We start from the raw sequence: 22,782 nt of genomic DNA, 5'->3' as shown, positions 1-22,782 counted from the left end.
TTCCCTGTACGGCGCCCAGGGCTCTGGCGCACATGCCCCCGCTCGACTTCCTGAGATTGGAGGAACGGGTCGGTGACCGGACAGCCGGGCACTACCGCCCCATCACCCACCATGCAGACCACCGACAACAGCCTCGTCTGGCTCCTGAAGAACCTTCTGGAGCGCACCCCCGGCACGCGGCACGCCCTCGTCCTGTCCCGGGACGGCCTCAAGCTGTGCTGGACCGAGCACCTGACGCTCGACCAGGCGGACCAGCTGGCGGCGATCTGCTCGGGCATCCAGGCCCTCGCGCAGGGAGCCTCTGTCGAGTTCGGCGACGGGTCCGGCGGCGTCCGCCACTCCATGACCGAGTTCCACGGCGGCCTGCTGTTCATCGTGGAGGCCGGTGAAGGAGCGCATCTCGCGGTCCTCGCCGAGGAGAACGCCGATCCCGGCGTGGTCGGCCATCAGATGACCGAGCTGGTGGAGCAGATCGGCGAGCATCTGCGGGCCGAGCCACGCCAGCGCATCCAGGAGAGTGCCTCGTCGTGACGCGCAAGCCCGTGGACACCGGTGATCCCGACCGGCTCTACACGGTCACGGGCGGACGCAGCCGCGCCGACGACTCGTTCGACCTGGTCACCCTGGTGGTCAGTGAGTGCGAGCCGACCAGCGGCATGCAGTCGGAGCACGCTCGCATCCTCGACCTCTGCCGGCATCCCACGGCCGTGGTCGAGGTCTCCGCGGAGCTCGGACTGCCCATCACGGTCGTGCGCATCCTGCTCGGCGACCTGCTCGCCATGGGCCGCATCACCGCCCGCCATCCGCGCGCGGCGCAGTCCGTCGCCTCGCTCCCCGATTCCGCCCTTCTCAAGGAGGTGCTCCATGGGCTCCGTAACCTCTGAGCTGCCTTCCCGGCGAACGCCCCTGGCCGACGCTGCCGAGACCGGCCTGAAGATCGTCGTCGTGGGCGGATTCGGAGTCGGCAAGACGACCCTGGTCCGCTCGGTCAGCGAGATCCGGCCGCTCAACACCGAGGAGGTGATGACCCAGGCCGGCGTCGGCGTGGACGAGACGCAGGGGGTGGCGGCGAAGACCACCACCACGGTCGCCTTCGACTTCGGGCGGATCAGCCTCAACGAGCAGATGGTGCTCTACCTCTTCGGCGCCCCGGGCCAGGAGCGTTTCTGGTTCCTGTGGGACCGCCTCTTCTCCGGCACGCTCGGCGCGGTCGTCCTGGTCGACACGCGCCGGATGGACGACTCCTGGTACGCCATCGACCGGCTGGAGCACCACAAGACGCCGTTCGTCGTGGCCGTCAACCGGTTCGACGACGACCCCTCCCGCTACTCCCTGGACGAGATCCGCCAGGCGCTCGCCCTGCCGCAGCACGTGCCGCTGATCGACTGCGACGCGCGGGTCAGGACGTCGGGCAAGGACGTGCTGATCACCCTCGTGAACCATCTCTACGAACTGGCCATGACCCGGGAGACGACACCGTGACCGACGCCGGATCCTCCTCCCCGCCCGAAGTCCCCGCGGGCTGCCCCGCCCACCCGGGCGCGGTCCGCCTGGGTGGTCTGGAGTACCAGCAGACGCCGTCGCAGCTCTACCGCGAACTGCGCAGGAGGCACGGCTCGGTGGCTCCCGTGCTGCTGGACGGGGACATTCCCGCCTGGCTGGTGCTCGGCTACTCCGAGGTCAGCTATGTGACCAGCCACGACGAGCTCTTCGCCAGGGACTCGCGGCGCTGGAACCAGTGGGAGCACATCCCGGCCGACTGGCCGCTGATGCCGTTCGTCGGATACCAGCCGTCGGTGCTGTTCACCGAGGGCGAGGAGCACCGGCGGCGGGCGGGGGTGATCACGGACGCGCTGGAGGGCGTCGACCAGTTCGAGCTGGCCCGCGACTGCCAGCAGATCGCCGACCGGCTCATCTCGGACTTCGCCGGCAGCGGCCAGGCGGAGCTGATGAGTGCCTACGCGCACGCCCTGGCGATGCGTGCCGCCGTGCGCATGTGCGGGATGCCGGCGACCGGCGAGGACACCCAGCAGCTCGTGGAGGACCTGCGGATCTCCCTCGACGCGGCGGAGGGCGACGACCCGGTGGCCGCGTACGGGCGGGTGGGTGCGCGGATCCAGCAGCTGGTGAAGGACAAGCGCGACCGACCCGGACCGGACGTCACCTCGCGGATCGTGCTCCATCCGGCCGGGCTGACCGACGAGGAGATCGTCCAGGACCTGATCTCCGTCATCGCCGCCGCCCAGCAGCCGACGGCCAACTGGATCTGCAACACCCTCAGGCTGCTGCTCACCGACGAGCGCTTCGCCCTGAACGTCTCGGGTGGCCGGCTCAGTGTGGGTGAGGCACTGAACGAGGTGCTGTGGCTGGACACGCCGACGCAGAACTTCATCGGCCGCTGGGCGGTGCGCGACACCCAGCTGGGCGGGCGGCAGATCCGGGCCGGCGACTGTCTGGTGCTCGGGCTGGCCGCGGCCAACACCGACCCGCAGATCTGGCCCGACTCCTATGTCGGGGCCGAGAACGCCGCGCATCTGTCGTTCAGCAACGGCGAGCACCGCTGCCCGTACCCGGCCCCGCTGCTGGCCGACGTCATCGCCCGTACGGCGGTCGAGACACTGCTGGAGCGGCTGCCCGACCTGGTGCTGTCGGTGGAGCCGGCGGAGCTGACCTGGCGGCCGTCCATCTGGATGCGGGGACTGACCTCGCTGCCGGTGCAGTTCACCCCCGTGGTGCACTAGCGTCCGGGCCGGCGGGGGACGGGGTGGGCTGTGGGGCGCCCACCCTCCGGGCTTGCGCGAGGGTCAGCCGGTCACCGGCGTGAACCGCACCGGCAGGGACTGCGGGCCCCGGGTGAACACGCCCTGCTCCACGGGGTCGTAGCCCTCGGCGAGCCGCATGTCGGGCATGGCGTCGAGGAGTTGGTCGACGCCGATCTCGACTTCGGCCTTGGCGAGCAGGGCGCCCACGCAGAAGTGCCGGCCGAGGGCGAAGGCGAGGTGGTCGGCGGCGGCCGAGAAGGCGGTCGCCGACGTCAGGTCCTCGCGGAAGATGTCGAACCGGTCCGGCTCGCTGTAGCGGTTCTCGTCCCGGTTGGCCGCGCCGATCAGGCAGGTGACGGTGGCGCCGGCCGGGATGGTGCCGCCGCTGAGTTCGACCTCGGCCGCCGACTGCCGCATGATCATGTGGACGGGCGGGGTGTAGCGCAGCGTCTCGGCGAACGCGCGGGCGATCAGGCTGCGGTCCTCGCGGACGGCGGCAAGCTGCTCGGGGTGCAGCAACAGGTTCGCGAAGATGCTGGCGATGGCCTTGTCGGTGGTCTCGCCGCCCGCGGCGAGCAGCAGGCTGCAGAAGGCCTTGATGTCCTCGTCGCTCATCTTCACGCCGTCCACCTCGGCGGCGCACAGCGCGGACAGCAGGTCGTCGCCGGGCTTCTCGCGGCGCTCCCGGATGATGGGGAACATGTACTCGGCGAACTCCACCCGGGTCCGCTCGCCCGCCGCGGTCACCTCGGGGTCGCCGGAGAGGTTGCCGAGGAAGGCGATGACCGAGGTGTACCAGCGGTGGAAACGCGGGTGGTCGGCCTTGTCCAGGCCCAGCATGTCCGCGATCACGTTCACGGGGAAGCGGGTCGCGTAATCGGCCACCAGGTCGGCGGAGCCGGTGTGGCGGAAGGCGTCTATCAGGGCACGGGAGTTCTGCTCGATGACGGGCAGGAACTTCTCCTGCAGGTCGCTGCCGCGGAACGCCGGGGCGACCAGTGCCCGGCGCACCGCGTGCTCGCGTCCGCTGAGCTGGAGGATCGTCTTGCCGTGTACCGGCTCGATCTGCCAGTTGTAGTTGTCGGTGGTGAACTCGCTCTTCTTGTCCTTGAAGACGCGCTCCACGTCGTCGTAGCGCGAGATGATCCAGCTCTGGGTGGGCTCGTGCCAGATGAGCGGAGCCGTTTCGCGCATGACGCGGTAGGCGCTGTAGGGGTTCGCGGCGAACTCGGGCGAGAGGATGTCGGGGACCTGTTGGGCGGTGGACATGGAGCTCCCTGAGGGCAGTGACGAACCGGTCGCCTCAGGTTATTGATCATCTCCCGCACGCAACAGCCGTGTCCTGGCCGACTGTTGAGTAATGGACAATGGCTGGCCGAAAATCGCCGCTCGCCCGTGCCTACTTCCCGCTGTCGGCCAGCGGGTCGTGACCCCAGTTCATCAGCGAGTGGCGCCAGCGCGTGTCACGCACGTCCCCCTCGGGGCGCTGGGCGAGGTGGCGGTGGATGTACCCGTTCACCTTGCGCATGTGCGCGTAGTCCGCGTCCGTCAGGTCGCCCTTCTTCTTGCGGAGGATGTCCGCGATGGCCCGGCCGGAGGCGTGCCCGGTCGACTCGCCGCCGTCCTTGTGCCGGCCGGCGGCCTCGGAGTCGTCGGTGGCGAGCCACTTCTCCAGCGAGGAGGGTGTCATGTTCACCAGCTCGCGAAAGCTGTCCCAGGTCTCGCGCTTGTCGTCGTCGTTCGTCACGTCGGCCCGTCGCCTACTTCTTCTTGTTCTTCAGCGCGGAGGGCTTGTGCACCGCCGTACGTCCGGACTTGTCGCTGCGGACCTCGTACTGGGGCTCCTCCTCGGAGGCGTCGACGGTGCGCCCGGCCGCCTTCGTCCGCTCGGTGATCTTCTTCTCGACGGTGCCGGTGGTTTCGCTGCCGTGACTGCTCCAGGCGACCTTGTCGCCCTTAGCCGGCTCCTTCTTCCCCCGGTTGTCCTTGTTCTTCGCCATCACGGACTCCTTGCATGCGGGTCGGTACTCGTCCACCCACCACCTTGGGGGCGGTGACCGGGGTCCGCATCCGGAGTGGGCAGGCTCATGCCCGATGCAGTGCCGTGTAGATGGTCGCGGTCATCGGTGCGGTCACCGGGCCGGGTCCGAGGCGGTCCGTCATCTTCCGGGTCACGGCGGCCTGGAGGGTCTCGGCGTCCGGGCGGGCCTGCAGGGCGGCGCTGACCGGCGTGCCGTTGAGGAAGCCGGTGGCGACGGACGCGGCCGACTCCGCGACGCCGTCCAGGGTGATCTCCTCGGCGTCGGCCAGGGTCAGCCCGGCGGCCGTCAGGTCGGAGGCAACGACGGCAGGATCGGTGTAGCCGTGGGGCACCTCCCTCAGGAACGGAGGTGCTTCGCCGGGCAGGCACTCTTCCAGAGCGGTCTGGAAGGCGTCGTCGAAACCGTGCGCCGCCAGCGGGCCCCAACTGCTGAACACGAACCGTCCCGGCGGTGCCAGGACCCTGCCCACCTCGGCGTAGGCGGTGGGCCGGTCGGGGAAGAACATCACTCCGAACTGGCACACGACGAGGTCGAAATAGCTGTCCTCGAAGGGGAGTTGCTGGGCGTCCGCCTGCTGCCAGTGCGCGCGCGGCTCGCGTGCGGAGCCGGCGGTGACCATCGCTTCGTTGAGGTCGGTCGCCACCATCGACGCCTCGGGCACGGCGGTGAGCAGAGCCGAGGTCAGCGCTCCGGTTCCGGCGGCGAGCTCCAGGATCCTGCCGGGCCGAAACACGGCCGCCCTTGCGGCCAGGGCGGCCGCGAAGGGACGGAAGAGGGCCGGTACCAGGTGACGTTCATAGGCCTCGGGCATGGACGCTGTCCATCGCCGGTTCGCATCGTCTGCGTTCACTCGACGCAGAGTAGACCCGGGAAAGACGCGACGGCGGGCGGTCGCGGCGACCGCCGTTTCGTGTCGACCTCGCAGGGAGGAGATGCTTCCCGCGATGCCCTCTGTCGGGCTGGTTACGCCGGCCCGCCATGATCGACCGGAAAGGTGGCCGTCATGAGCCAGTACTTCGACATCGGCGACGAGACGGTGTGGAACCCGTCCAACGGAGTCGCCCGCCTGTTCCTGCGCCAAGTGGCCGTGTTCGAGGCGGAGCTGGGGCTCGCATCGGGATTCGGGCCGATGGAGAACGACGAGTGCCGGATGGACCCGGCCGCCTTCGAGATCTTCGTCAATGCCCTGCTGGCTCAACACCGAAGAACCGGCCACGCCATCATCCTCGCCCTCGGTGAAGGCTTCACCGCCACGACGCTTGTCCTGGCCGAGCGGGCCGGCATCCCCGTGGACCGGGCCCTGCTCGGCGCCCCGCCCCAAGGCGCGCTCACGGATGTGCAGGTGTCGTCGCCCACGGGCCTGTCCGCACCGCCGGACGGCGAGACATGGGCGTCGCGCCTGCGGCAGAAGGCGCAGGAGCTGGCGCGTTCCATGCCTCGGTGACCCGCAGCCGCCTGGGTTGCGCCGGCGCGTAGGGTGCCGGAGTGATCGCGATGCCGGAGGAATTCGCACGGGGCACCATCGACCGCGAGGGGGAGGCGGGGGCGGCGTGGCTCGCCGCGCTCCCCGGGATCGTGGAGGAACTGCTGGGGCGCTGGGGGTGTGTGCCGGACGGCGAGGTGGGACACGGCGGTGTCGGCGTCATCGTGCCCGTGCGGCGGGCGACCGGTGAGAGCGCCGTGGTGAAGGTGTCGTTCCCGCATCCCGGCAACGTCCATGAGCCGGACGCGTTCGTGGCATGGGGCGGACGCGGTGCCGTCCTGCTGCACGAGCGCGACGACGGACGGTTCGCGATGCTGCTGGAGCGGGTGCGGCCGTCGACCCTGGCCGAGATCGAGGACGGCGACGAGGTGGTGGCGGTCGCGGGGCGGCTCAATCGCCGTCTGGCGATCCCCGCACCGTCTGGCCTGCCCCGGCTGCGCGAACAGGCCGATGCCTGGGACGAGGAGCTGGGCAAGGACGCCGGGGAGTTCCCGCACGCGCTGCCTCGCCGGGTCCTGGACGCCGCCCTGGAGACCGTTCGTGAGCTGGGGCGGACCCAGCCGGACACGCTCATCCATGGCGACCTGCATGCCCGCAACATCCTGCGGGCCGGCCGCGAGCCATGGCTGGCCGTCGATCCCAAGGGATACGCGGGAGACCCCGCCTACGACGGCGGCACCCTGCTGAAGTCACGCGCCCTGACACTCCTGGAAGCCGACGACCTGGGCCGGGCCGTCCACCGCGTCCTGGACGTCTTCGCGGAGGCCGCGGAACTCGACCGCGGGGCTGTCCAGCGGTGGGCCCAGTTCCATGCCGTCCGGGCTGCCTTCTGGGGCCGCCGTCACGGTTTTCGTATCGCCCGCAGCGGACCGCGGCTGGACTGGCTCACCGAGTTCGTCGACCGCCTGGCCGAGATGCTCACCGGATCCTCGTAGACCGGGACCTTCGGGTGGAGGGAGCCGGTCGTCCGTCTGAGGCCGAGGAGGACGTTTCCCCCGTTCGGCGCAGACTGGTTGTGCAGGGGTGGGGCATTCGATGGTCACCCCCGGGGCGTGATCCTCCTGGCGCGCCTCGGGGTGTGGAGGTGCGGGTGTCGTGGCCATCCCCGAGTCGCTGCGGCACACCGCCCGTCCCTCGGCAGCGGCCCCCTTCGCTGCTGTCCCGGCCGAAGAGGTGCGGCGGCCCGAGACGTTCAGAGGCCGAGGGCTTGGTGGAGGGTCTCGCGGCAGTCGATGATGTCGTCCACGCCGACGATCTGCAGGGTGCGCCGGACCGACCCGCTGGGGGCGGCCAGACGCAGCCAGCCGTTGGCCTGCAGGTGCGTGCGGTGGGCGGCGATGAGGATGTTGATGCCGGTGGAGTCCATGAAGGTCAGCCGGCTCAGGTCGAGGACGGTGCGCGGGCGGGCGCCGTCGGCCGCCTCCAGGGCGTGGCGGAGGATCACCCCGGTGTCGTGGTCGATCTCACCGGTCAGGCGAAGCACACGGATGCCGTCGGTGGTGGCGGTCACGACCGACAGCCTGGCGGGGGATCTGGTCGGTTCGGTCACGTGTCCTCGTCCATGCCGGTGATACTGGCGGGAAAGCCTGGGCCAGAATGGTGCGACACACCGTACGGGTGACGCACGTACGAGGTGGGCCATCCGGGGGTGGCGGAGGGTCAGGCCCGCGTGTACGGGTACACGCGTAGGTGTGAAACGGGGAGTGGAGGCGACGGTGATGGATCCAGGGCCGACGGTCGACCGCGACAGTACCGCGCTCCGGCACGGTCTGCGTGGCTTGCAGACGTCCGTCGCGTTGGACGGGGACGGCGCCTGCATCGCCCGCGCCCGCCATCTGGCGGCGGACTTCCTCGCCCACGTCCAGGCCGAGCGCGGTGTCGAGGTGTCCGCCCGGGCGCTGGACCTGACGCAGTTGGTGGTCAGCGAGCTGGTCACCAACGCCTGCAAGTACGCACCGGGACCGATACTGCTGCACCTGAGGGTGACCGGTGCGGTGGTGGAGGTGGTGGTGTGGGACTCGGAGCCGGCGCTGCCGGTGGCGCGAGGTGCCGACGCCGGGCGGGTGGGGCAGCACGGTCTGGAGATCGTGACGGCCCTCGCGCAGAGCGTCGACGCCCGCCGTGAGCCGTCCGGCAAACGCATCACCGCTCGAATCACGTTGAAGGACACCGCCCCTGGCCGGTAGCAATACCTGCATGACGACGGAGAACGAACGGGCTGTGCAGGCGGCGATCGACGGGGAGCTGCGGCTTCTCGACCCCGAGGTGCGTGCCTCGCCGGAGCGTGTGCTGGCGCTGCTGGATCCGGAGTTCACCGAGATCGGGGCCTCCGGACGCCGGTGGGACGCGGAGTCGATCCTCACGGTGATGAGCGGCGGTTCGGTGTCGGCGGACTCTCCTGTCGAGGTCCGTGACATGGCGGGAGTGGTGCTCGCGCCGGGTGTCGTCCATCTGACGTACTTCGCCGACAATCAGGGTCGTCGGGTGTGGCGGAGCTCGCTGTGGCGTCTTACGGAGGCGGGCTGGCGGGTGTTTTTCCACCAGGGCACGCTCACGGACTGAGCTGCCGTCCGCCGGTTCCCGTCCAACAGAGGGTGCGCGACAGAAGGCCCGCAACAGAAGGCCCGTTGTCCAGGCACACATGCGTGGACAACGGGCTCTGGCCAGTGGACGGTCGGTGACTGCTCAGCGCTGTTGCCTGGCCTCATCGGTGATCTGCTGCCCCGACGCGCGCGCCTGATCCGTCACCTGTGTGCCTTGGTCGCGTACCTCTTCCTGGGTGGCGCGAGCGGCGTCGGCGGCGGTGGACCTGACCTCTTCGGTAGCCGTCTGCGCGGCTTCCTTCGCGCCTTCCTTGAGGTGCTGCGCCGATTCCAGGGCGGCCTGCTTGACCGGCTCCAGTGCCTCCCCCTCGCGTTCCATGAGAGCGGAGACCGCTTCTTCCTCCGTGGAGGAGGCAGGCAGCAAGGAGGAGGCGAGGACACCGACACCGAAGGCGATCAGTCCCGCGGCCAGGGGACTTCCCTGGGTCTGCCGCATGACCTGGTCGGGTGCCCGTCGCACGGCGTCGCCCGCCTGTCCCGCGGTCTCGCGCACCGAGTCGGTCGCCTGCCCGGCACTGTCCTGCAGCGAGTCCGCCGCCGACCTGGCACCTCCCTTGACCCCGTGAGCGGTGTGCGAGGCGGATCCCATGACCCGGTCCCGCAGGCCCGTGAAGGTGCCCTTCGCCCGTTCGGCCCGGCGGTGCACCATGCGACGAGGGCTGGTCCGGTCGGCCAGCTGGTCCACGTTCGCGGACAGTTGGTCGCGGGTCGCATCGATGTCGGCCCTTATCCGCTCGGGTGACGTGCCCATTCGGCGTTCTCCTTCATCGTTTCGACGGTCTGCTGAGGCGTGGGCGAGACGGTGCGCATCTGGGTGCGGCCGCGTTGGTACAGCACTGCAGCGACGATCGCCCACACTCCGGTGACGATCAGGGAGGCCCAGCCGCCGTCCATGACGTTGGACAGGCCCAGTACGGCGGCCAGGGACAGGAACAGCAGCACCATGTAGCCGGCGAAACCCGCGCCGCCGTACATGCCGGCCGCCTTGCCCGCCTTGGTCGTCTCCTGCCTCACCTCGGCCTTGGCCAGTTCGATCTCCTGGCGGAACAGCGTCTGGACATCGGACGTCACCGCCGACAGCAGTTCGCCCACCGACCTGTCCTGCCCGTGTTCGGCCGGGTCCCGGGGGAACGAGGACATCTCACACCTCCGGATAGGGCCGAATCGGCGGCGGGTCCTGCGCCGGCTCGAAGGGGTACGGCGCCTGTGCGCCGGCCGGCGGTACGGGCGGCACCGGCGGGGCCTGAGGCACGGAGGCGGGCGGAAGGGGCGGGACAGCCGTCTCGTTGGGCTGCTGCGGAAGCTCGGAGGTCGCCGCCGAACCGCGCTGCCCGGACGACGACTGTCCGGCCCGGCCCGCAGCCTTGGCCAGTCGTCCGACCGCCAGGCCCGCCAGCACAGCGCCGCCCAGGAACGCGCCCGGCCGCCTGCGGGCGAAGTGGCGAAGATCGGTCAGTACGCCGTCGACGCCCTGTTTCTCGAGGTAGTCGGCGGCCCGGTGACCGTTGTCGGAGATCTGGGAGGCAAGGTTGCGGGCGGGGGAGTCACCCGGCGCGTGATCGGCGAGGCCCCCTATGTCGTCGGACCACTGGCGTAGTACTCCCGCGGCGCGCCGGGCCTGTTCCTCGGCCTCGGCCACCGTGCGGCTGCGCAGGTCGTCGAGGGCGCGGCCGGCCTGGTGCCGTGCCTCGCCGACCACGGCCTTGCCCTGGTCCGCGACGGTTTCCTTGATCTGCCCCGCAGCCTGCCTTGCCTGGTCGGCGGTGGCCGTGGCCTCGGTCCTGGCCGTCTCACCGGTTTCCCTGAGCCTTTCGGCACGGTCCTGTTCGGCATCACTCATTACGACGTTCCTCCTGCCGCGGAGTGGTTCCATGGGCGATCCGTAAGACCGGTGGCCGTGATGGCGTTCGGGTCCCTCGGCCATGCATCCGCTGCAGCCCCGAGTAACAATCCGCCGGGGGTCGACACATAAATCAGCTCATTGCTTTTATGTCACGTCGTGAGGGTTTCTGTTCGGACAGCCGGGCTCGCCGCCGGTGCGGCGAGCCCGGCTCGCTCGGCTCAGCTCAGGCCGAACCTCTGGGCGGTGGCTCCGTTGCAGTCCCAGATCTGCAGGCGGGTGCCGTTGGCGGTGGCGCCGTTGGGGGAGTCGAGGCAGCGCCCGGACGGGGGGTTGAGGAGGGAGCCGTCGGCCTGCTGGACCCATTTCTGGCCGCCGACGCCGTTGCAGTCCCACAGTTCCACCTTGGTGCCGTTCGCCGTGCCGTTGCCGACGATGTCCAGGCAACGGCCCAGGGTGGAGAGGGAGTTGTCGGATTGGTGGACCCAGTGCTGGTCCTCGGCGTAGGTCTGGCAGTCCCACAGCTGGACGGCGGCGCCGTTGCCGCCGGTGTCGTCGGCGGCGACGTCGACGCACTTGCCGCCCGGCCCGGTGACGGTCCCGCCGCCGTTGACCGAGAACTTCTGCGCGGCTGCGCCGTTGCAGTCCCAGATCTGCAGGCGGGTGCCGTTGGCGGTGGCGCCGCTGGGGGAGTCGAGGCAGCGCCCGGACTGCGGATTGCGCAGGGAGCCGTCGGCCTGCTGCACCCACTTCTGACCGCCGACGCCGTTGCAGTCCCACAGTTCGAGCTTGGCCCCGGCCGCCGTGCCGTTGTTCTCGATGTCGAGGCAGCGGCCGAGGGTGGAGAGGGAGCCGTCGGGGTTGTGGGTCCAGTGCTGGTCCTCGGCGTAGGTCTGGCAGTCCCACAGCTGGACGGCGGCGCCGTTGACGCCGGTGTCGTCGGCGGCCACGTCCATGCACGTGCCGCCCGGTCCGGTGACGGTGCCCTGTGGCCCGTTCGGGACGTCGGTCTCGCCGCTGTAGCCGACGGAGGTGATGTTGGCCTGCACGGCGTTCTCCGCGGCGTCGGTGGGATAGCCGGAGACCATGACGCCCTCGAAGAACGTGCCCCGGTTCCAGTTGCTGTTGTCGCCGCCGATGCCCAGGATGATGCCGCCCTCCTGGTGCATGGGCTGGTAGCCGCCTCGCGTGGGCAGCGCCCCGTCCCACCAGGTGGTCAGGCCGCCGGATTGCGCGTTGCCGCCCTTGAGCGCGTATCTGGTCTGCCCGTTGTTCTTCAGGACGGCGGTGACGAAGGTCGACTTGTTTCCCAGGTTGGCGGTGTTGGAGCCGTTGCCGCCCTGGAACATACCGTTCTCCAGGTCCGCCTCGATCCACGGACCGGTTCCGGTGCAGGGGGCGAAGTAGCAGGTGGTGGCGATGGATACGGCGTCCATGTGCCCGTTGCCGGTGTCGGCCGGGGTGCTTTCGGCGTTGCCGTAGTCGAAGCAGCAGGCGGAGCCCACGTGGGTGCCGCTGGCCACCATGTAGGCCCCTTCGGGCTGGCCGTTGACGGCGACGCCGGAGGCGACACCGGTGTAGCGGTAGCCGACACCGGGCGAGATCCACAGACCGTAGACCTTGTGGCCGCCCGCGCTGACGGAGATCTCGGAGGCGTCGGCGCCGCGGTCGGCGCCCGTGCCGGCGGTACCCGCGGGGCCGGGGGTGAGGTCGTTGTGACGGCCGCTCTGGTCGTAGATCTTCGTGATGCGACAGCCGCCGCTGGTGGCGCAGAAGGCGTCCTGCGCCCCCGCGTCGGCGTAACCGCCCTGCGCGAGCAGGCCGATGTCGCTGGTGGCTCCGTCGGAGACGCGGGTCACCTGGTAGAGCGGTCCGTTGTACGAGGACAGCAGGGCGCGGGTGACGCTGTGCGCGGCCACGCACGGGGTGCCGGCCGCGGCGTAGATGTCGCAGGGGAGGGAACCGGCCGCCTCGGAGGCGGCGGGGAAACCGAGCAGGGCGCCAAGGGCGAGGACCAACGCGCTCAGCAGGGTGGCCGCGGACCGCCAGGGTGCGCGCGCCGGACGCCGGAGGAGGCGTAGTGGCGTTCTTGGCGGGCGCATGACAGCCCGAGAGGCAGGAGGGGAACCGTGCATGGAAGTCCCTTCGATGCTCGACGAGCGGGGGTGGACGCGCCGTTGGCATGACGGTGCGACTCTTCGATCGGCACGCCCGGAACCTACGCACGCTGTTCGAGAAGGTCAATATTTGTTGCCTTTTTTGGTACAGACCAAAGAGGGTGGCAGGGGCATCCACTGCCGTCGGAGGTTGACCGCAAGCATCGAGCCGCGGGGACACTGTGCCATCCCTGATCTTGCGTGGGTATCCCCGGCTTCAGCCGGGGAGGGAAACGCATCCTCGACCGGAGGCGCGCAGCGCTGGAGTTCGCTGCGCATCTTCGATGACGGTCAGGTGGGCCGCTTCTGGCCCTCGATGTAGTGACGGACGGCGCTGAGTGGTGCGCCGCCGCCCGATCCGGCGAAGTAGGAGCGGGACCAGAACACGGAGCCCAGCCCGATGCGGTTGATGCGGCCGGTGTACTCGGCGCGCAGGTGGCGGGAGCTGACTCCCTCATTGCCCGCCGTGCGCACCGCACGTGTTCGTGGCACCGGCACGAACCACGCGTCGAGCGATGGGCGCGTCCGGCTGCTGTAGTCCGACTGCTGGTCAGTATCGCCGCCCGTGGCTGTGTGCCGCACTGGCTGGCGTCGCGGTTTCGTCGCTCCGCACTCGCCCACCGTTGACGGCATTGGCCGTACCTCACTGGGGCCAGGAGACCGCTGGTTGGGGCGGCGGCACCTTGAGAAGTGGCCCGGATCCGCACGGTGGATCGGCGGGGTCCCGGAGTCCGGGGCGCTGAGGCCCCGGGTGGGGCGGTGTGTCTGGGGTGTGCTGGGCCCCGGGCCGGGTCTGTGTGTGGGGCCCGCAGGAGCCTTAAGCAACTTTGAATTGGGCCATCATGCCCATCGCGGAGTGGTCGATGAGGTGGCAATGGTAGAGGTAGGTGCCGCGGTAGGTGTCGAACGTCGCCTGCAGTTTCACTGTCTCACCCGGCATCACCATCACCGTGTCCTTGAGGCCTGACTCGGCGGGACCCGGGGCCTGACCGTCGCGTTCGAGGATGCGGAACTGCACCAGGTGGAGGTGCAAGTTGTGCGGGACGAACTGGTTGGTGTTCGTGACGGTCCATATCTCGCTGGCGCCGTGGCGGATCAGGGTGTCTATGCGGTCGGGGTCGTAGGTCTTGTCGTTGATGTAGCCCTGGGGGTCGGGGCGGCCGTCTTCGTCCATGTGCAGGGTGATGGTGCGTTCGGCGGTGGGGGTGGGCAGTGGGGGCAGGGTGCGGAGCTGGGCGGGGATCTCGCTGTGGTCGACGGCGGTGCGCACGACGTCGAAGCGCATGACCTCGCTGAGTTGGTCGGCGGGTCCGCCTTCGAGGTTGGTGTTGTTCAGGATGAGTTGAGTGCCGAGCGGGTATCGGGAGAAGTCGATGATGACGTCGGCGCGTTCGCCGGGCGAGAGGGCGATGGCGTCGGTCGTGTGGGGGCGGGGGAGCAGGCCGCCGTCGGAGCCGATCTGGACGATGTCGGAGCCGTCGGCAAGGCGCAGGCGGATCGAGCGCAGGTTGGCGCTGTTGAGCAGGCGCAGGCGGTAGGTGCGGGCGGCGACGCGGAGGTACGGGTAGGCGCGGCCGTTGGCGAGCAGGGTGGTGCGGTTGGGGTGGTCGCCCATGACGTAGATGAGCTGGCCGCTTTCGTCGAAGCGGGCGTCGCGGATGGCCAGGGGGATGTCGTAGGGGCCGGTGGGCAGGGGTAGGTCTTGTTCGAGGTCGTCGGTGAGCAGGTAGGTGCCGGCCAGGCCGCGGTAGACGTGTTCGGACTCCATGTGGTGGGCGTGGTCGTGGAACCACAGGGAGGCGTGGGGTTGGTTGTTGGGGTAGGTGTAGGTGCGCTGCTGGCCGGGGGCGATGGTGAGCATGGGCTTGCCGTCGTCCTGCTCGGACACCGAGGCGCCGTGCAAATGGACCGAGGTGGGCATGTCGAGGGCGTTGTGCTGCTCGACCGTGACGGGGCGGCCGGAGCGGGCGCGGATGACGGGACCGGGGAAGTGGCCGCCGTAGGTGAGGACGTCGGTCCACAGGCCGGGCAGGATCTGTGCGCGGGCCGGCCGCATGGTCAGGCGGTAGCGGTCTGTGCCGTCGGCTGTCGAGTAGGGCTGGAGCGCCCGCGGCAGCGGCAGGGGCAGACTGTACTTCTGCACCAGGGGCGCGGTGGCCGCGACGGGGCGGGTGGCCGGCGTGTGCCGGTTGCGCAGCAGCGGCCCGAGGGCACCTGCGGTCCAGGCGGCAGAGCCGGCTGCGGTCAGGCCCGCGGTCAGTACGGAACGGCGCGTGGGCATGGTTCTCCTTCATCGACGGGCCGCGCTTGGGACGGGGAGTGTTGCGCGGTGGGTGCCGACTTCAGCAGGTGTGCCTTGAGCGGTGGTGGGCGGAGCGAGGAGATCCGCTCCGCCCGTCCCAGACGGCACCCCACCCGCCCACGTCCGGCATGCTGAAGTGGCCCGGGAGGCGGTGTCGAGGGCGACGTCGGACGCTTCCGCCGTAACCGCCTGGTCCGGTCCCCGAGATACCAACCTGGCCGAGACGCATGGGATGCCGCAGACAATCGGCGTCGCGTCGGCGCCAGGCCGCGGACCGTGGGCAAGTGATTCGCCACCGAATAGCCGCTGCTCAGGCCGTTTCCTGACGAGCCGTTCAAGGCCGGCCGCTGGTCCGGCCTGCGGGTGGACCGCTCCGGACAGGTCAGCGTCCGTATCACTCGCCACTCGGTCCCGGTGCGGCTGATCGGACGGCAGGTGTGGGTCCTGCTGCACGTCTTCGGGGTGGTCGTCTACGACGGCCGCGCGGAGGTCAGCGTGTCGCCCGTGACGCCCGCATGCGTACGCGCAAGAAGGGGCGCTCGTAGGCTGGTCCTGCTCGAGGCTCGTCGCGGGGAGCCCTACCAAACGGTGTCCCCGTTGCCCGGGCTGGTCGTCGTCCTGACTCTGCTGGCCTTCGCCGACCAGTTGATGCTGCGCGCGGGGCGGGCCGGCGTGCTCCCGTGGCGCAACGGCGTGCGGCAGGGGCAGGTGGCGGCGACCGGGTTCGAGCAGCTGCACGCGAGTCTTTCGCCCGGCAAGCAGAACGAGTTGAAGGAGCGGCAGTCGGCCCTGGTCATGCCGGACGGCGAGGACGACGGAGCTCCGCCGAACAGGACCACGGTGGACCTGTACGGAGGAACCGCGGTCGTCCGGATGCCTTGCCGCGACCGATGAGGCAACACCCCCAAGGGGTGCGGGGCGCACGGGAGGCGGGGCCACGGTGGCCCACTCGACCAGGGCGCGGGTCTGGTCGAGTGCGGCTGTGCGTGGGCCTTCCGCGCGGCACCGTGATCACATGGCGGCCGTCGAAGCGGCTCCCCGACGGTGGTCAGGCAGGCTGCTGTTCCGCCTGCTCGCTCTGCTGAGCGGGCTCGGAGGTCTCCGGAGTGGTGTAGAAGACGGACCTGCCCTGCTTGGTGCGCTGGGCCTGGTTCTTGGCCACGAGCCCTTCGAGGGTGAGGCGCACGATCTTGGCCTTGAACTCGCGCTCGGGATGCTGCTGTTCCAGGGAGGTCGCGATCTCGGCGGCGGAGCGGGGCTCGTTGAGTCCGGCCAGGTGTTCGCGGACGAGATCGACGAGCTTGGTCGAAGGTGCCTGAGCGGCCGGTGACGCGGCGGCACTCTTCTTGGCCGCTCGCTTGCGGGCCGGGGCGGAGGACTTGCGGGCCGGGGCGGAGGACTTGCGAGCCCGAGCCGGCTTGGCCGCGGCCGGTGCGGCTGATGTCTTGCGCTTGCGAGGAGCGGGCACCGCCGCGACGGCCTCCGGCTCCGGCTCGACGGATGCCGCCGGGCCTCCCAGAGCCTGCTGGATGTTCACAAGGACCGTCTGGTCCTGCTGCAGGGCGGTCAACTGCGCCTGCAGTGCCTCGATCTCGCCCTGGACGCGCTCCTGCTCCTTGAGGTTGCGCTCAAGGTCGCCGGCCACCTGCGTGCTGTACTGCGACGTCAACTCGGTGGTGTTGGTTGTGGTTTCGGACATCGTGCTCACACCCTTTCCCTGGCGCCACGGCCGGTGGGTAGCAGGCTGCGGCATGTGCGGAATTTCATGCGTGTGCTGTTCATCCTGATAGCCAGGTTCGCGGCAGCCGTTACTGCTGCACACCTGTGTCTTAGCGATAGTACGGAAGACATGCGCATTGTTCTCCACCGCATGGCTGAAATTCAACAAATGGGGTGGTGGCCTCGGTCGAGGAGCAGAGCTGTGTGCGGCGGGGTATATGTCGTGCGGCAGGCGAGCCAGCGAGACAGACAGCTTCTGCCCGCCGACTCGGCGACTGTCTCGACGAGCACGCGCGGAGGTCGACCGCGACAACGAAGTGGCCTTGCGCAAGGGCTCCTCAGAAAGCTTCCTGTCACGGCAGGGTGATCTGGCCGCACAGGTCGGCGAGGCCGCTTGGGCGCGCATCAGGCGTCCGGGAAACGACGGGAAGCCCATCCTCAGGTGACCGGAAATCCGCTCCCACCTCCCGGCCCGCGATCCTGATCCATCCGGAAACGGGCACCCATCGGGCACGTCGGGGTCCGCTTGCAGTCACCCGGTCCCCCCTCCCCGACGCGTTCCGCCGCGGCGAGCAGGGAATCCGTGTCCGGCGAGACGGTCACATTCGGTCACGAACTTCGTGACGACGAACCTGGTCAGCAGCCGCTGTCCCCTTGTAGAAATTTGGCCACCGGAGCCCGAACGGGACGGGCTCGGGGATCGGCCCACTCGGGCACATCATGCGGAGCCGTGGAACGGAGGTGTCGCCGTGGACACCGAGGAACGAAGACGGGGAATCCTGGAGACGGCACGCCGTGACGGATCCGTCGACGTCGGGCAGCTCGCCGTAGAGCTGCGGGTCTCCAAGGAGACCGTGAGGCGAGACCTCAACGCACTGGAGAGGCACGGGCTCGTCCGCCGTACGCACGGCGGCGCACACCCTGTGGAGAGCGCTGGCTTCGAGACGACGCTCGCCTTCCGCACCACCAGGCACGTCCCCGAGAAGGCCAGGATCGCCGGCGCCGCGGTCGAACTCCTCGGTGACGCCGAGACCGTCTACATCGACGAGGGCTACACCCCGCAGCTCATCGCCGCCGCCCTGCCCCGCGACCGGCCACTGACCGTGGTCACCGCCTCGCTGTCCACCGCCGGCGCCCTGGCGGCCGCCGAGAACATCAACGTGCTGCTGCTCGGCGGCCGGGTCCGCGGCGGGACGCTGGCCACCGTCGACCACTGGGCCACCCGCATGCTGTCCGGCTTCGCCATCGACCTGGCGTTCGTCGGCGCGAACGGCATCTCCCGCCAGTACGGACTCACCACTCCCGACCCCGCCGTCGGCGCCTTGAAGGCCGAGGTCATGCGGGTCGCCAAACGCCGGGTGTTCTCCGGCGTCCACACCAAATTCGGTGCCGTCAGCTTCTGCCGTTTCGCGCAGGTCACCGACTTCGAGGCCATCGTCACCGACACGGGACTGCACAGTTCCGAGGCCCGCCGCTACGCGCTGCTGGGTCCTCAGGTCATCCAGGCCTGAGCCGCAGCCCATCCCTCGTCCATCCCACCCCGCAAGGCCGGGGCGTGGTTCCCCATGCCCTCGAACACCCTGGAGTCAGTCATGCGTACACGGAGAATGGTTCATGTTCTCGCCACGGCCACGGCCGCCGGCTCACTGCTGGTCGCCTGCAGCGGCGCGGGTGGTTCGTCGAGTTCCGGTGGCGGCGGCAAGAGCATCAACGTGCTGATGGTGGGCAACCCGCAGATGGAGGACATCGCCAAACTGACCAAGAGCACGTTCACCAAGGACACGGGCATCAAGGTCAACTTCACGATCCTTCCCGAGAACGAACTGCGCGACAAGGTCACCCAGGACATCGCCACCCAGGCCGGCCAGTACGACGTCGCCACCATCGGCGCCTACGAGGTGCCGATCTGGACCAAGAACGGCTGGCTGCACGAGCTGGGTTCCTACGCCGACAAGGACGCCGGCTTCGACAAGGCCGACCTGCTCAAGCCCATCGTCACCTCCCTGTCCGGAGCCGACGGCAAGCTGTACGCCCTGCCGTTCTACGGCGAGTCGTCCTTCCTGATGTACAACAAGGACGTCATGAGGGCGAAGGGCGTCACGGTGCCCGAGCACCCCACCTGGCAGCAGATCGCGGACATCGCGGCCAAGGTCGACGGCGCCGAGCCCGGCATGCGAGGCATCTGCCTGCGCGGTCTGGCCGGCTGGGGCGAACTCGGCGCACCGCTGACCACCGTGGTCAACACCTTCGGCGGCACATGGTTCACGAAGGACTGGAAGGCCCAGGTGGACAGCCCCGCCTTCAAGAAGGCCACCAACTTCTACGTGGACCTGGTCAAGAAGCACGGCGAGGCGGGCGCGGCGCAGTCCGGCTTCACCGAGTGCCTGAATGCCATGAGCCAGAAGAAGGTCGCCATGTGGTACGACGCCACCAGCGCCGCCGGATCTCTTGAGGACCCCGCCTCCAGCAAGATCGCCGGGCACGTCGGCTACGCCTATGCCCCGACCGCCCAGACGAAGAGCAGTGGGTGGCTGTGGTCTTGGGCCTGGGCCATGCCCAAGACCACCAAGAACGCGGACGCCGCGGCGAAGTTCATGCTGTGGGCCGGCAGCAAGAAGTACGAGAACCTGGTCGGCCAGAAGCTCGGCTGGGCCCGGGTTCCCTCCGGCAAGCGGGCCAGCACGTACGCGATCCCGCAGTACCAGAAGGCCGCCGGGTCCTTCGGTGACATCACGCTGAAGTCGATCGAGGGTGCCGACCCGGCCGACCCGGGCGTCCAGCCCCGCCCGACGGTCGGTGTCCAGTACGTGGCCATCCCGGAGTTCCAGGACCTGGGCACGAAGGTCACCCAGGAGATCTCCGCCGCCATCGCCGGCAAGACCAGCGTGGACACGGCACTGAAGGACGGCCAGAAGCTCGCCGCCGACGTCGCCGAGAACTACCAGAAGTGACCTCGACCGCCCGGCCGGTCCTCCCCCCGGCCGGGCACCGCTTCCCCCATTCCGGCCGTCCCGGCAGAGGAACCCTCCATGACCACGCTCACCGCCCCACCCAAGACAGCTCCACCTCCCGTCCGCCCCCGCGCCTCCCGCGGTGCCGGCGCCTGGAAACGCCGCTTTCCGCTGCTGCCCGCGCTGGTCTTCACGATCGTCGTGACCCAACTGCCCTTCGTGGCAACCCTCGTGATCTCCACCCTCCAGTGGAACATCCTCAAGCCGGGCGAGCGGCACTTCGTCGGCCTGTCCAACTTCACGTTCGTCTTCACCGACGAGCGGCTGCGCACCGCGGTCCTCAACACCATCGTCCTGACCGCGTCGGTGGTCCTCATCAGCGTGCTCCTCGGCCTCGGTCTGGCCCTGCTGCTGGACCGGCGGTTCGCCGGCCGCGGCCTGGCCCGGACGATGCTCATCGCGCCGTTCCTGGTCATGCCGGTCGCGGCGGCGCTGCTGTGGAAGCACGCGATCTACAACCCCGACTACGGCCTGCTCAACGGCACCCTGAACGCCGTATGGCGACTGTTCGGAGCCGCCAACGGCCCCACGGTCGACTGGGTCTCGTCGTACCCCATGCCCGCCGTCGTCATCTCCCTGGTCTGGCAGTGGACACCGTTCATGATGCTGATCCTGCTGGCCGGCCTCCAGGCCCAGCCCGGTGACGTGCTCGAAGCGGCCCGCATGGACGGGGCCTCGGCGACGCAGACCTTCCGCCACATCACGCTGCCGCACCTGCGCCAGTACATCGAACTGGGCGTCCTGCTCGGCACCATCTACGTCGTGCAGACCTTCGACGCGGTCTACACCATCACCCAGGGCGGTCCCGGCTCCCAGACCACCAATCTGCCCTACGAGATCTACCTGACCATGTTCCGCAAGTACGAGTACGGCCAGGCGGCCGCCGCCGGTGTCGTCGTCGTCCTCGGCTCGATCGTGATCGCGACCTTCGCACTGCGCACGATCGCGTCCCTGTTCCGTGAGGAGGTGTCCCGATGACCGCTCACGCAGCGACAGCCGCGCCCGGCGCTCCCGGCGCGCGGCTGAGGAAACTCGTCCGCCGCCGTGACGACCATGGCGACGCGCCGAGGCTGTCCCCGCTGTGGACCTTCGTGGCCTGGCTCGCCACGCTGGCGTTCTTCGCGCCCGTGGCCTGGATGGTGCTCACCTCCTTCCACCAGGAGGCGGACGCGGCCACCAACCCGCCGAGCCTCCTCGCACCTCTCACCTTCGACCAGTACAAGCTGCTGTTCAGCCGGGACATCACCCCGTTCCTGCTCAACTCGGCCATGGCCAGCGTCATTTCGACCCTGCTGGTTCTCGCCCTGGCGGTGCCGACGGCCTACGCGCTGTCCATCAAGCCGGTGCGGAAGTGGACGGACGTCATGTTCTTCTTCCTGTCCACCAAGTTCCTCCCGGCCATCGCGGCCCTGCTGCCGGTGTACCTGATCGTCAAGGACGCCGGGATGCTCGACAACGTGTGGACACTGATCGTCCTCTACACCGCCATGAACCTTCCGATCGCGGTGTGGATGATGCGTTCCTTCCTCGCCGAGGTCCCGAAGGAGATCCTGGAGGCCGCCGAGGTCGACGGGGCCAACCTGCTCACCGTGCTGTGGCGGATCGTCGCCCCGGTCGCCATGCCCGGCCTCGCCGCCACCGCGCTGATCTGCTTCATCTTCAGCTGGAACGAGTTCATGTTCGCGGTCAACCTCACCGCGACCAACGCCTCGACCGCGCCGGTCTTTCTGGTCGGCTTCATCACCAGCGAAGGCCTCTTCCTCGCCCGCCTCTGCGCCGCCGCCACGCTGGTGTCCCTGCCCGTGCTCATCGCCGGTTTCGCCGCCCAGGACAAACTGGTCCGCGGCCTGTCCCTAGGAGCAGTCAAGTGAAAGCCGCCGTCATCGAAGCCCCCGGCCAGGTCACCGTCACCACGGTGCCCGACCCCACCCCCGGGCCGCGCGAGGTCGTGGTCGACGTGGCGGCCTGCGGACTGTGCGGAACGGACCTGCACATCCTGCAGGGGGAGTTCGCACCGACCCTGCCCGTCGTCCCGGGCCATGAGTTCGCCGGCGAGGTCGTCGGCCTCGGCAGCGAGGTCACCGAGCTCGCCCTCGGCGACCGGGTCGCGGTCGACCCCTCGCTGTACTGCAACGAGTGCCGCTACTGCCGGGCCGGCCGCAACAACCTCTGCGACCGCTGGCAGGCGATCGGCGTGACCGTGGCGGGCGGCGCCGCCGAGTACGCCGTGGCTCCGGTCGCCAACTGCGTACGACTGCCCGAGCATGTCGAGGTCCAGGACGCGGCGCTCATCGAGCCGCTGTCCTGCGCCGTGCGCGGCTACGACGTCCTCAACAGCAGGCTCGGCGCGCACGTCCTGATCTACGGCAGCGGGACGATGGGCCTGATGATGCTGGAACTCGCCAAGCGCACCGGAGCCGCCTCGGTGGACGTCGTCGACCTCAACCCGGAGCGGCTGGCGACCGCCGAGAAGCTGGGCTGCTCCCAGGCAGCCGCCAACGCCGATGAGTTGGGGCGACCGCGGGGCTGGGACGTGGTGGTCGACGCGACCGGCAACGCCGCCGCCATCCAGGACGGCCTGGAACGCGTCGCCAAGGCCGGCACCTTCCTGCAGTTCGGCGTCTCGGACTACGCGACGACGGCCACCATCTCGCCGTACCGCATCTACAACCAGGAGATCACCATCACCGGTTCCATGGCCGTCCTGCACAGCTACGAGCGGGCGGCGGAACTGTTCGCCACGGGGGTACTCGATCCCCAGGTCTTCATCAGCCACCGCCTGCCCCTGACCCAGTACCCCCAGGCACTGAACCAGTTCGCGGCGGGCCAGGGCCGCAAGATCGTCGTAGTGCCCTGACCCGGAC

General features: G+C 69.6%; 25 protein-coding genes and 2 pseudogenes. 15 read left to right on the top strand and 12 right to left on the bottom strand.

Annotated elements, in window-relative coordinates:
* The first annotated feature begins 111 nt into the window (after positions 1 to 111).
* From LN251_RS30175 to LN251_RS30160, 4 genes are read left to right on the top strand one after another with little or no spacing between them, the layout of a single operon-like run.
* Positions 112 to 531 (top strand): roadblock/LC7 domain-containing protein, encoded by a 420-nt coding sequence (locus LN251_RS30175; RefSeq protein ID WP_058927503.1) that lies wholly within the window; start codon positions 112 to 114, stop codon positions 529 to 531.
* The gene (locus LN251_RS30170) at positions 528 to 884 is read left to right on the top strand and encodes a DUF742 domain-containing protein (RefSeq protein ID WP_058928645.1); all 357 of its coding nucleotides are present in this window, start codon (positions 528 to 530) and stop codon (positions 882 to 884) included. Before LN251_RS30175 ends, LN251_RS30170 begins: the two co-directional genes overlap by 4 nt.
* The gene (locus tag LN251_RS30165; protein WP_058927504.1) at positions 865 to 1,482 is read left to right on the top strand and encodes a GTP-binding protein; all 618 of its coding nucleotides are present in this window, start codon (positions 865 to 867) and stop codon (positions 1,480 to 1,482) included. The genes LN251_RS30170 and LN251_RS30165 overlap by 20 nt, the downstream gene beginning before the upstream one ends.
* Positions 1,479 to 2,741 (top strand): cytochrome P450, encoded by a 1,263-nt coding sequence (locus LN251_RS30160; protein ID WP_458247335.1) that lies wholly within the window; start codon positions 1,479 to 1,481, stop codon positions 2,739 to 2,741. The genes LN251_RS30165 and LN251_RS30160 overlap by 4 nt, the downstream gene beginning before the upstream one ends.
* 63 nt (positions 2,742 to 2,804) lie before the next feature.
* Here the strand turns inward: LN251_RS30160 and LN251_RS30155 are convergent, their stop codons facing one another.
* The 4 genes from LN251_RS30155 to LN251_RS30140 all read right to left on the bottom strand — a co-directional run bounded on the left by LN251_RS30155 (position 2,805) and on the right by LN251_RS30140 (position 5,615).
* A complete protein-coding gene (locus tag LN251_RS30155) occupies positions 2,805 to 4,031 on the bottom strand; it encodes a cytochrome P450 (protein ID WP_458247334.1) in 1,227 nt (408 codons plus the stop codon).
* A 130-nt stretch (positions 4,032 to 4,161) separates the two neighbouring features.
* Entirely contained in the window at positions 4,162 to 4,509 is a 348-nt protein-coding gene (locus LN251_RS30150; protein ID WP_458247333.1) for a DUF3140 domain-containing protein, read from the bottom strand.
* A gap of 13 nt (positions 4,510 to 4,522) precedes the next feature.
* Positions 4,523 to 4,762, bottom strand: coding sequence for a hypervirulence associated TUDOR domain-containing protein (locus LN251_RS30145; protein ID WP_058928647.1), 240 nt, complete (start codon positions 4,760 to 4,762; stop codon positions 4,523 to 4,525).
* 85 nt (positions 4,763 to 4,847) lie between these two features.
* Complete coding sequence (locus LN251_RS30140; protein WP_458247332.1) at positions 4,848 to 5,615, bottom strand: class I SAM-dependent methyltransferase; 768 nt, start codon at positions 5,613 to 5,615, stop codon at positions 4,848 to 4,850.
* Between the two features lie 192 nt (positions 5,616 to 5,807).
* Here LN251_RS30140 and LN251_RS30135 point away from each other — a divergent pair, with 192 nt between their 5' ends.
* Together LN251_RS30135 and LN251_RS30130 are read left to right on the top strand one after the other, a co-directional pair.
* Positions 5,808 to 6,248: a DUF6086 family protein gene (locus tag LN251_RS30135; protein WP_458247331.1), complete on the top strand. Its 441-nt coding sequence runs from the start codon at positions 5,808 to 5,810 to the stop codon at positions 6,246 to 6,248.
* A 41-nt stretch (positions 6,249 to 6,289) separates the two neighbouring features.
* Positions 6,290 to 7,222 carry an aminoglycoside phosphotransferase family protein gene (locus tag LN251_RS30130; protein WP_458247330.1) on the top strand — a complete coding sequence of 311 codons (933 nt, stop codon included), beginning with the start codon at positions 6,290 to 6,292 and terminating at the stop codon, positions 7,220 to 7,222.
* Between the two features lie 257 nt (positions 7,223 to 7,479).
* Here the strand turns inward: LN251_RS30130 and LN251_RS30125 are convergent, their stop codons facing one another.
* On the bottom strand, positions 7,480 to 7,797 hold the full coding sequence (locus tag LN251_RS30125) for an STAS domain-containing protein (RefSeq protein WP_458247329.1): 318 nt from the start codon (positions 7,795 to 7,797) through the stop codon (positions 7,480 to 7,482).
* Positions 7,798 to 8,005: 208 nt separating this feature from the next.
* On the opposite strand from LN251_RS30125, the gene LN251_RS30120 reads away from it, so the two are divergent.
* Positions 8,006 to 8,473, top strand: a complete 468-nt coding sequence (locus LN251_RS30120) for an ATP-binding protein (RefSeq protein ID WP_458247328.1) — start codon at positions 8,006 to 8,008, stop codon at positions 8,471 to 8,473.
* A 10-nt stretch (positions 8,474 to 8,483) separates the two neighbouring features.
* Complete coding sequence (locus LN251_RS30115) at positions 8,484 to 8,849, top strand: nuclear transport factor 2 family protein (RefSeq protein WP_458247327.1); 366 nt, start codon at positions 8,484 to 8,486, stop codon at positions 8,847 to 8,849.
* A 123-nt stretch (positions 8,850 to 8,972) separates the two neighbouring features.
* On the opposite strand, the gene LN251_RS30110 is transcribed toward LN251_RS30115, so the two are convergent.
* From LN251_RS30110 to LN251_RS30085, 6 genes and pseudogenes are all read right to left on the bottom strand, one after another.
* The gene (locus LN251_RS30110; protein WP_458247326.1) at positions 8,973 to 9,641 is read right to left on the bottom strand and encodes a DUF3618 domain-containing protein; all 669 of its coding nucleotides are present in this window, start codon (positions 9,639 to 9,641) and stop codon (positions 8,973 to 8,975) included.
* Positions 9,617 to 10,030 (bottom strand): phage holin family protein, encoded by a 414-nt coding sequence (locus LN251_RS30105; RefSeq protein WP_458247325.1) that lies wholly within the window; start codon positions 10,028 to 10,030, stop codon positions 9,617 to 9,619. The genes LN251_RS30110 and LN251_RS30105 overlap by 25 nt, the downstream gene beginning before the upstream one ends.
* 1 nt (position 10,031) lies before the next feature.
* Positions 10,032 to 10,730 (bottom strand): hypothetical protein, encoded by a 699-nt coding sequence (locus tag LN251_RS30100; RefSeq protein ID WP_458247324.1) that lies wholly within the window; start codon positions 10,728 to 10,730, stop codon positions 10,032 to 10,034.
* A 221-nt stretch (positions 10,731 to 10,951) separates the two neighbouring features.
* Positions 10,952 to 12,865 (bottom strand): arabinofuranosidase catalytic domain-containing protein, encoded by a 1,914-nt coding sequence (locus LN251_RS30095; RefSeq protein ID WP_458247323.1) that lies wholly within the window; start codon positions 12,863 to 12,865, stop codon positions 10,952 to 10,954.
* Between the two features lie 312 nt (positions 12,866 to 13,177).
* Positions 13,178 to 13,342, bottom strand: a pseudogene (locus LN251_RS30090) (transposase); the annotation flags it as partial.
* Positions 13,343 to 13,703: 361 nt separating this feature from the next.
* Positions 13,704 to 15,167 carry a multicopper oxidase family protein gene (locus LN251_RS30085; RefSeq protein ID WP_458247322.1) on the bottom strand — a complete coding sequence of 488 codons (1,464 nt, stop codon included), beginning with the start codon at positions 15,165 to 15,167 and terminating at the stop codon, positions 13,704 to 13,706.
* Between the two features lie 327 nt (positions 15,168 to 15,494).
* On the opposite strand from LN251_RS30085, the pseudogene LN251_RS30080 reads away from it, so the two are divergent.
* Positions 15,495 to 15,671, top strand: a pseudogene (locus LN251_RS30080) (Mu transposase domain-containing protein); the annotation flags it as partial.
* Between the two features lie 165 nt (positions 15,672 to 15,836).
* Positions 15,837 to 16,082: a DUF6191 domain-containing protein gene (locus LN251_RS30075; RefSeq protein ID WP_458248194.1), complete on the top strand. Its 246-nt coding sequence runs from the start codon at positions 15,837 to 15,839 to the stop codon at positions 16,080 to 16,082.
* A 154-nt stretch (positions 16,083 to 16,236) separates the two neighbouring features.
* Here LN251_RS30075 and LN251_RS30070 read toward each other — a convergent pair whose 3' ends face one another.
* The gene (locus tag LN251_RS30070) at positions 16,237 to 16,887 is read right to left on the bottom strand and encodes a hypothetical protein (RefSeq protein ID WP_458247321.1); all 651 of its coding nucleotides are present in this window, start codon (positions 16,885 to 16,887) and stop codon (positions 16,237 to 16,239) included.
* A 769-nt stretch (positions 16,888 to 17,656) separates the two neighbouring features.
* On the opposite strand from LN251_RS30070, the gene LN251_RS30065 reads away from it, so the two are divergent.
* The 5 genes from LN251_RS30065 (at position 17,657) to LN251_RS30045 (ending at position 22,775) form a co-directional block, all read left to right on the top strand.
* Positions 17,657 to 18,418 (top strand): DeoR/GlpR family DNA-binding transcription regulator, encoded by a 762-nt coding sequence (locus tag LN251_RS30065; RefSeq protein ID WP_458247320.1) that lies wholly within the window; start codon positions 17,657 to 17,659, stop codon positions 18,416 to 18,418.
* An 81-nt stretch (positions 18,419 to 18,499) separates the two neighbouring features.
* Positions 18,500 to 19,858 (top strand): ABC transporter substrate-binding protein, encoded by a 1,359-nt coding sequence (locus LN251_RS30060; protein ID WP_458247319.1) that lies wholly within the window; start codon positions 18,500 to 18,502, stop codon positions 19,856 to 19,858.
* A gap of 78 nt (positions 19,859 to 19,936) precedes the next feature.
* On the top strand, positions 19,937 to 20,896 hold the full coding sequence (locus LN251_RS30055; RefSeq protein WP_458247318.1) for a carbohydrate ABC transporter permease: 960 nt from the start codon (positions 19,937 to 19,939) through the stop codon (positions 20,894 to 20,896).
* Positions 20,893 to 21,789: a carbohydrate ABC transporter permease gene (locus LN251_RS30050; protein ID WP_249835265.1), complete on the top strand. Its 897-nt coding sequence runs from the start codon at positions 20,893 to 20,895 to the stop codon at positions 21,787 to 21,789. Before LN251_RS30055 ends, LN251_RS30050 begins: the two co-directional genes overlap by 4 nt.
* Positions 21,786 to 22,775: a zinc-dependent alcohol dehydrogenase family protein gene (locus LN251_RS30045; protein WP_458247317.1), complete on the top strand. Its 990-nt coding sequence runs from the start codon at positions 21,786 to 21,788 to the stop codon at positions 22,773 to 22,775. The genes LN251_RS30050 and LN251_RS30045 overlap by 4 nt, the downstream gene beginning before the upstream one ends.
* Positions 22,776 to 22,782: the final 7 nt, after the last annotated feature.

The sequence above is a fragment of the Streptomyces sp. MAI_2237 genome (genome assembly GCF_054189285.1).
Note: the sequence above shows the minus strand (reverse complement) of the source record. Positions and strands in the feature narration are given on the sequence as shown.

What these genes read in the sequence shown, in the direction of transcription:
- LN251_RS30175 (WP_058927503.1), top strand. Translation starts at nt 112, where the DNA reads ATGCAGACCACCGACAACAGCCTCGTCTGGCTCCTGAAGAACCTTCTG.
- LN251_RS30165 (WP_058927504.1), top strand. Translation starts at nt 865, where the DNA reads ATGGGCTCCGTAACCTCTGAGCTGCCTTCCCGGCGAACGCCCCTGGCC.
- LN251_RS30155 (WP_458247334.1), bottom strand. Translation starts at nt 4,031, where the DNA reads ATGTCCACCGCCCAACAGGTCCCCGACATCCTCTCGCCCGAGTTCGCC.
- LN251_RS30145 (WP_058928647.1), bottom strand. Translation starts at nt 4,762, where the DNA reads ATGGCGAAGAACAAGGACAACCGGGGGAAGAAGGAGCCGGCTAAGGGC.
- LN251_RS30140 (WP_458247332.1), bottom strand. Translation starts at nt 5,615, where the DNA reads ATGCCCGAGGCCTATGAACGTCACCTGGTACCGGCCCTCTTCCGTCCC.
- LN251_RS30135 (WP_458247331.1), top strand. Translation starts at nt 5,808, where the DNA reads ATGAGCCAGTACTTCGACATCGGCGACGAGACGGTGTGGAACCCGTCC.
- LN251_RS30120 (WP_458247328.1), top strand. Translation starts at nt 8,006, where the DNA reads ATGGATCCAGGGCCGACGGTCGACCGCGACAGTACCGCGCTCCGGCAC.
- LN251_RS30115 (WP_458247327.1), top strand. Translation starts at nt 8,484, where the DNA reads ATGACGACGGAGAACGAACGGGCTGTGCAGGCGGCGATCGACGGGGAG.
- LN251_RS30110 (WP_458247326.1), bottom strand. Translation starts at nt 9,641, where the DNA reads ATGGGCACGTCACCCGAGCGGATAAGGGCCGACATCGATGCGACCCGC.
- LN251_RS30105 (WP_458247325.1), bottom strand. Translation starts at nt 10,030, where the DNA reads ATGTCCTCGTTCCCCCGGGACCCGGCCGAACACGGGCAGGACAGGTCG.
- LN251_RS30100 (WP_458247324.1), bottom strand. Translation starts at nt 10,730, where the DNA reads ATGAGTGATGCCGAACAGGACCGTGCCGAAAGGCTCAGGGAAACCGGT.
- LN251_RS30095 (WP_458247323.1), bottom strand. Translation starts at nt 12,865, where the DNA reads ATGCACGGTTCCCCTCCTGCCTCTCGGGCTGTCATGCGCCCGCCAAGA.
- LN251_RS30085 (WP_458247322.1), bottom strand. Translation starts at nt 15,167, where the DNA reads ATGCCCACGCGCCGTTCCGTACTGACCGCGGGCCTGACCGCAGCCGGC.
- LN251_RS30075 (WP_458248194.1), top strand. Translation starts at nt 15,837, where the DNA reads ATGCTGCGCGCGGGGCGGGCCGGCGTGCTCCCGTGGCGCAACGGCGTG.
- LN251_RS30070 (WP_458247321.1), bottom strand. Translation starts at nt 16,887, where the DNA reads ATGTCCGAAACCACAACCAACACCACCGAGTTGACGTCGCAGTACAGC.
- LN251_RS30060 (WP_458247319.1), top strand. Translation starts at nt 18,500, where the DNA reads ATGCGTACACGGAGAATGGTTCATGTTCTCGCCACGGCCACGGCCGCC.
- LN251_RS30055 (WP_458247318.1), top strand. Translation starts at nt 19,937, where the DNA reads ATGACCACGCTCACCGCCCCACCCAAGACAGCTCCACCTCCCGTCCGC.
- LN251_RS30050 (WP_249835265.1), top strand. Translation starts at nt 20,893, where the DNA reads ATGACCGCTCACGCAGCGACAGCCGCGCCCGGCGCTCCCGGCGCGCGG.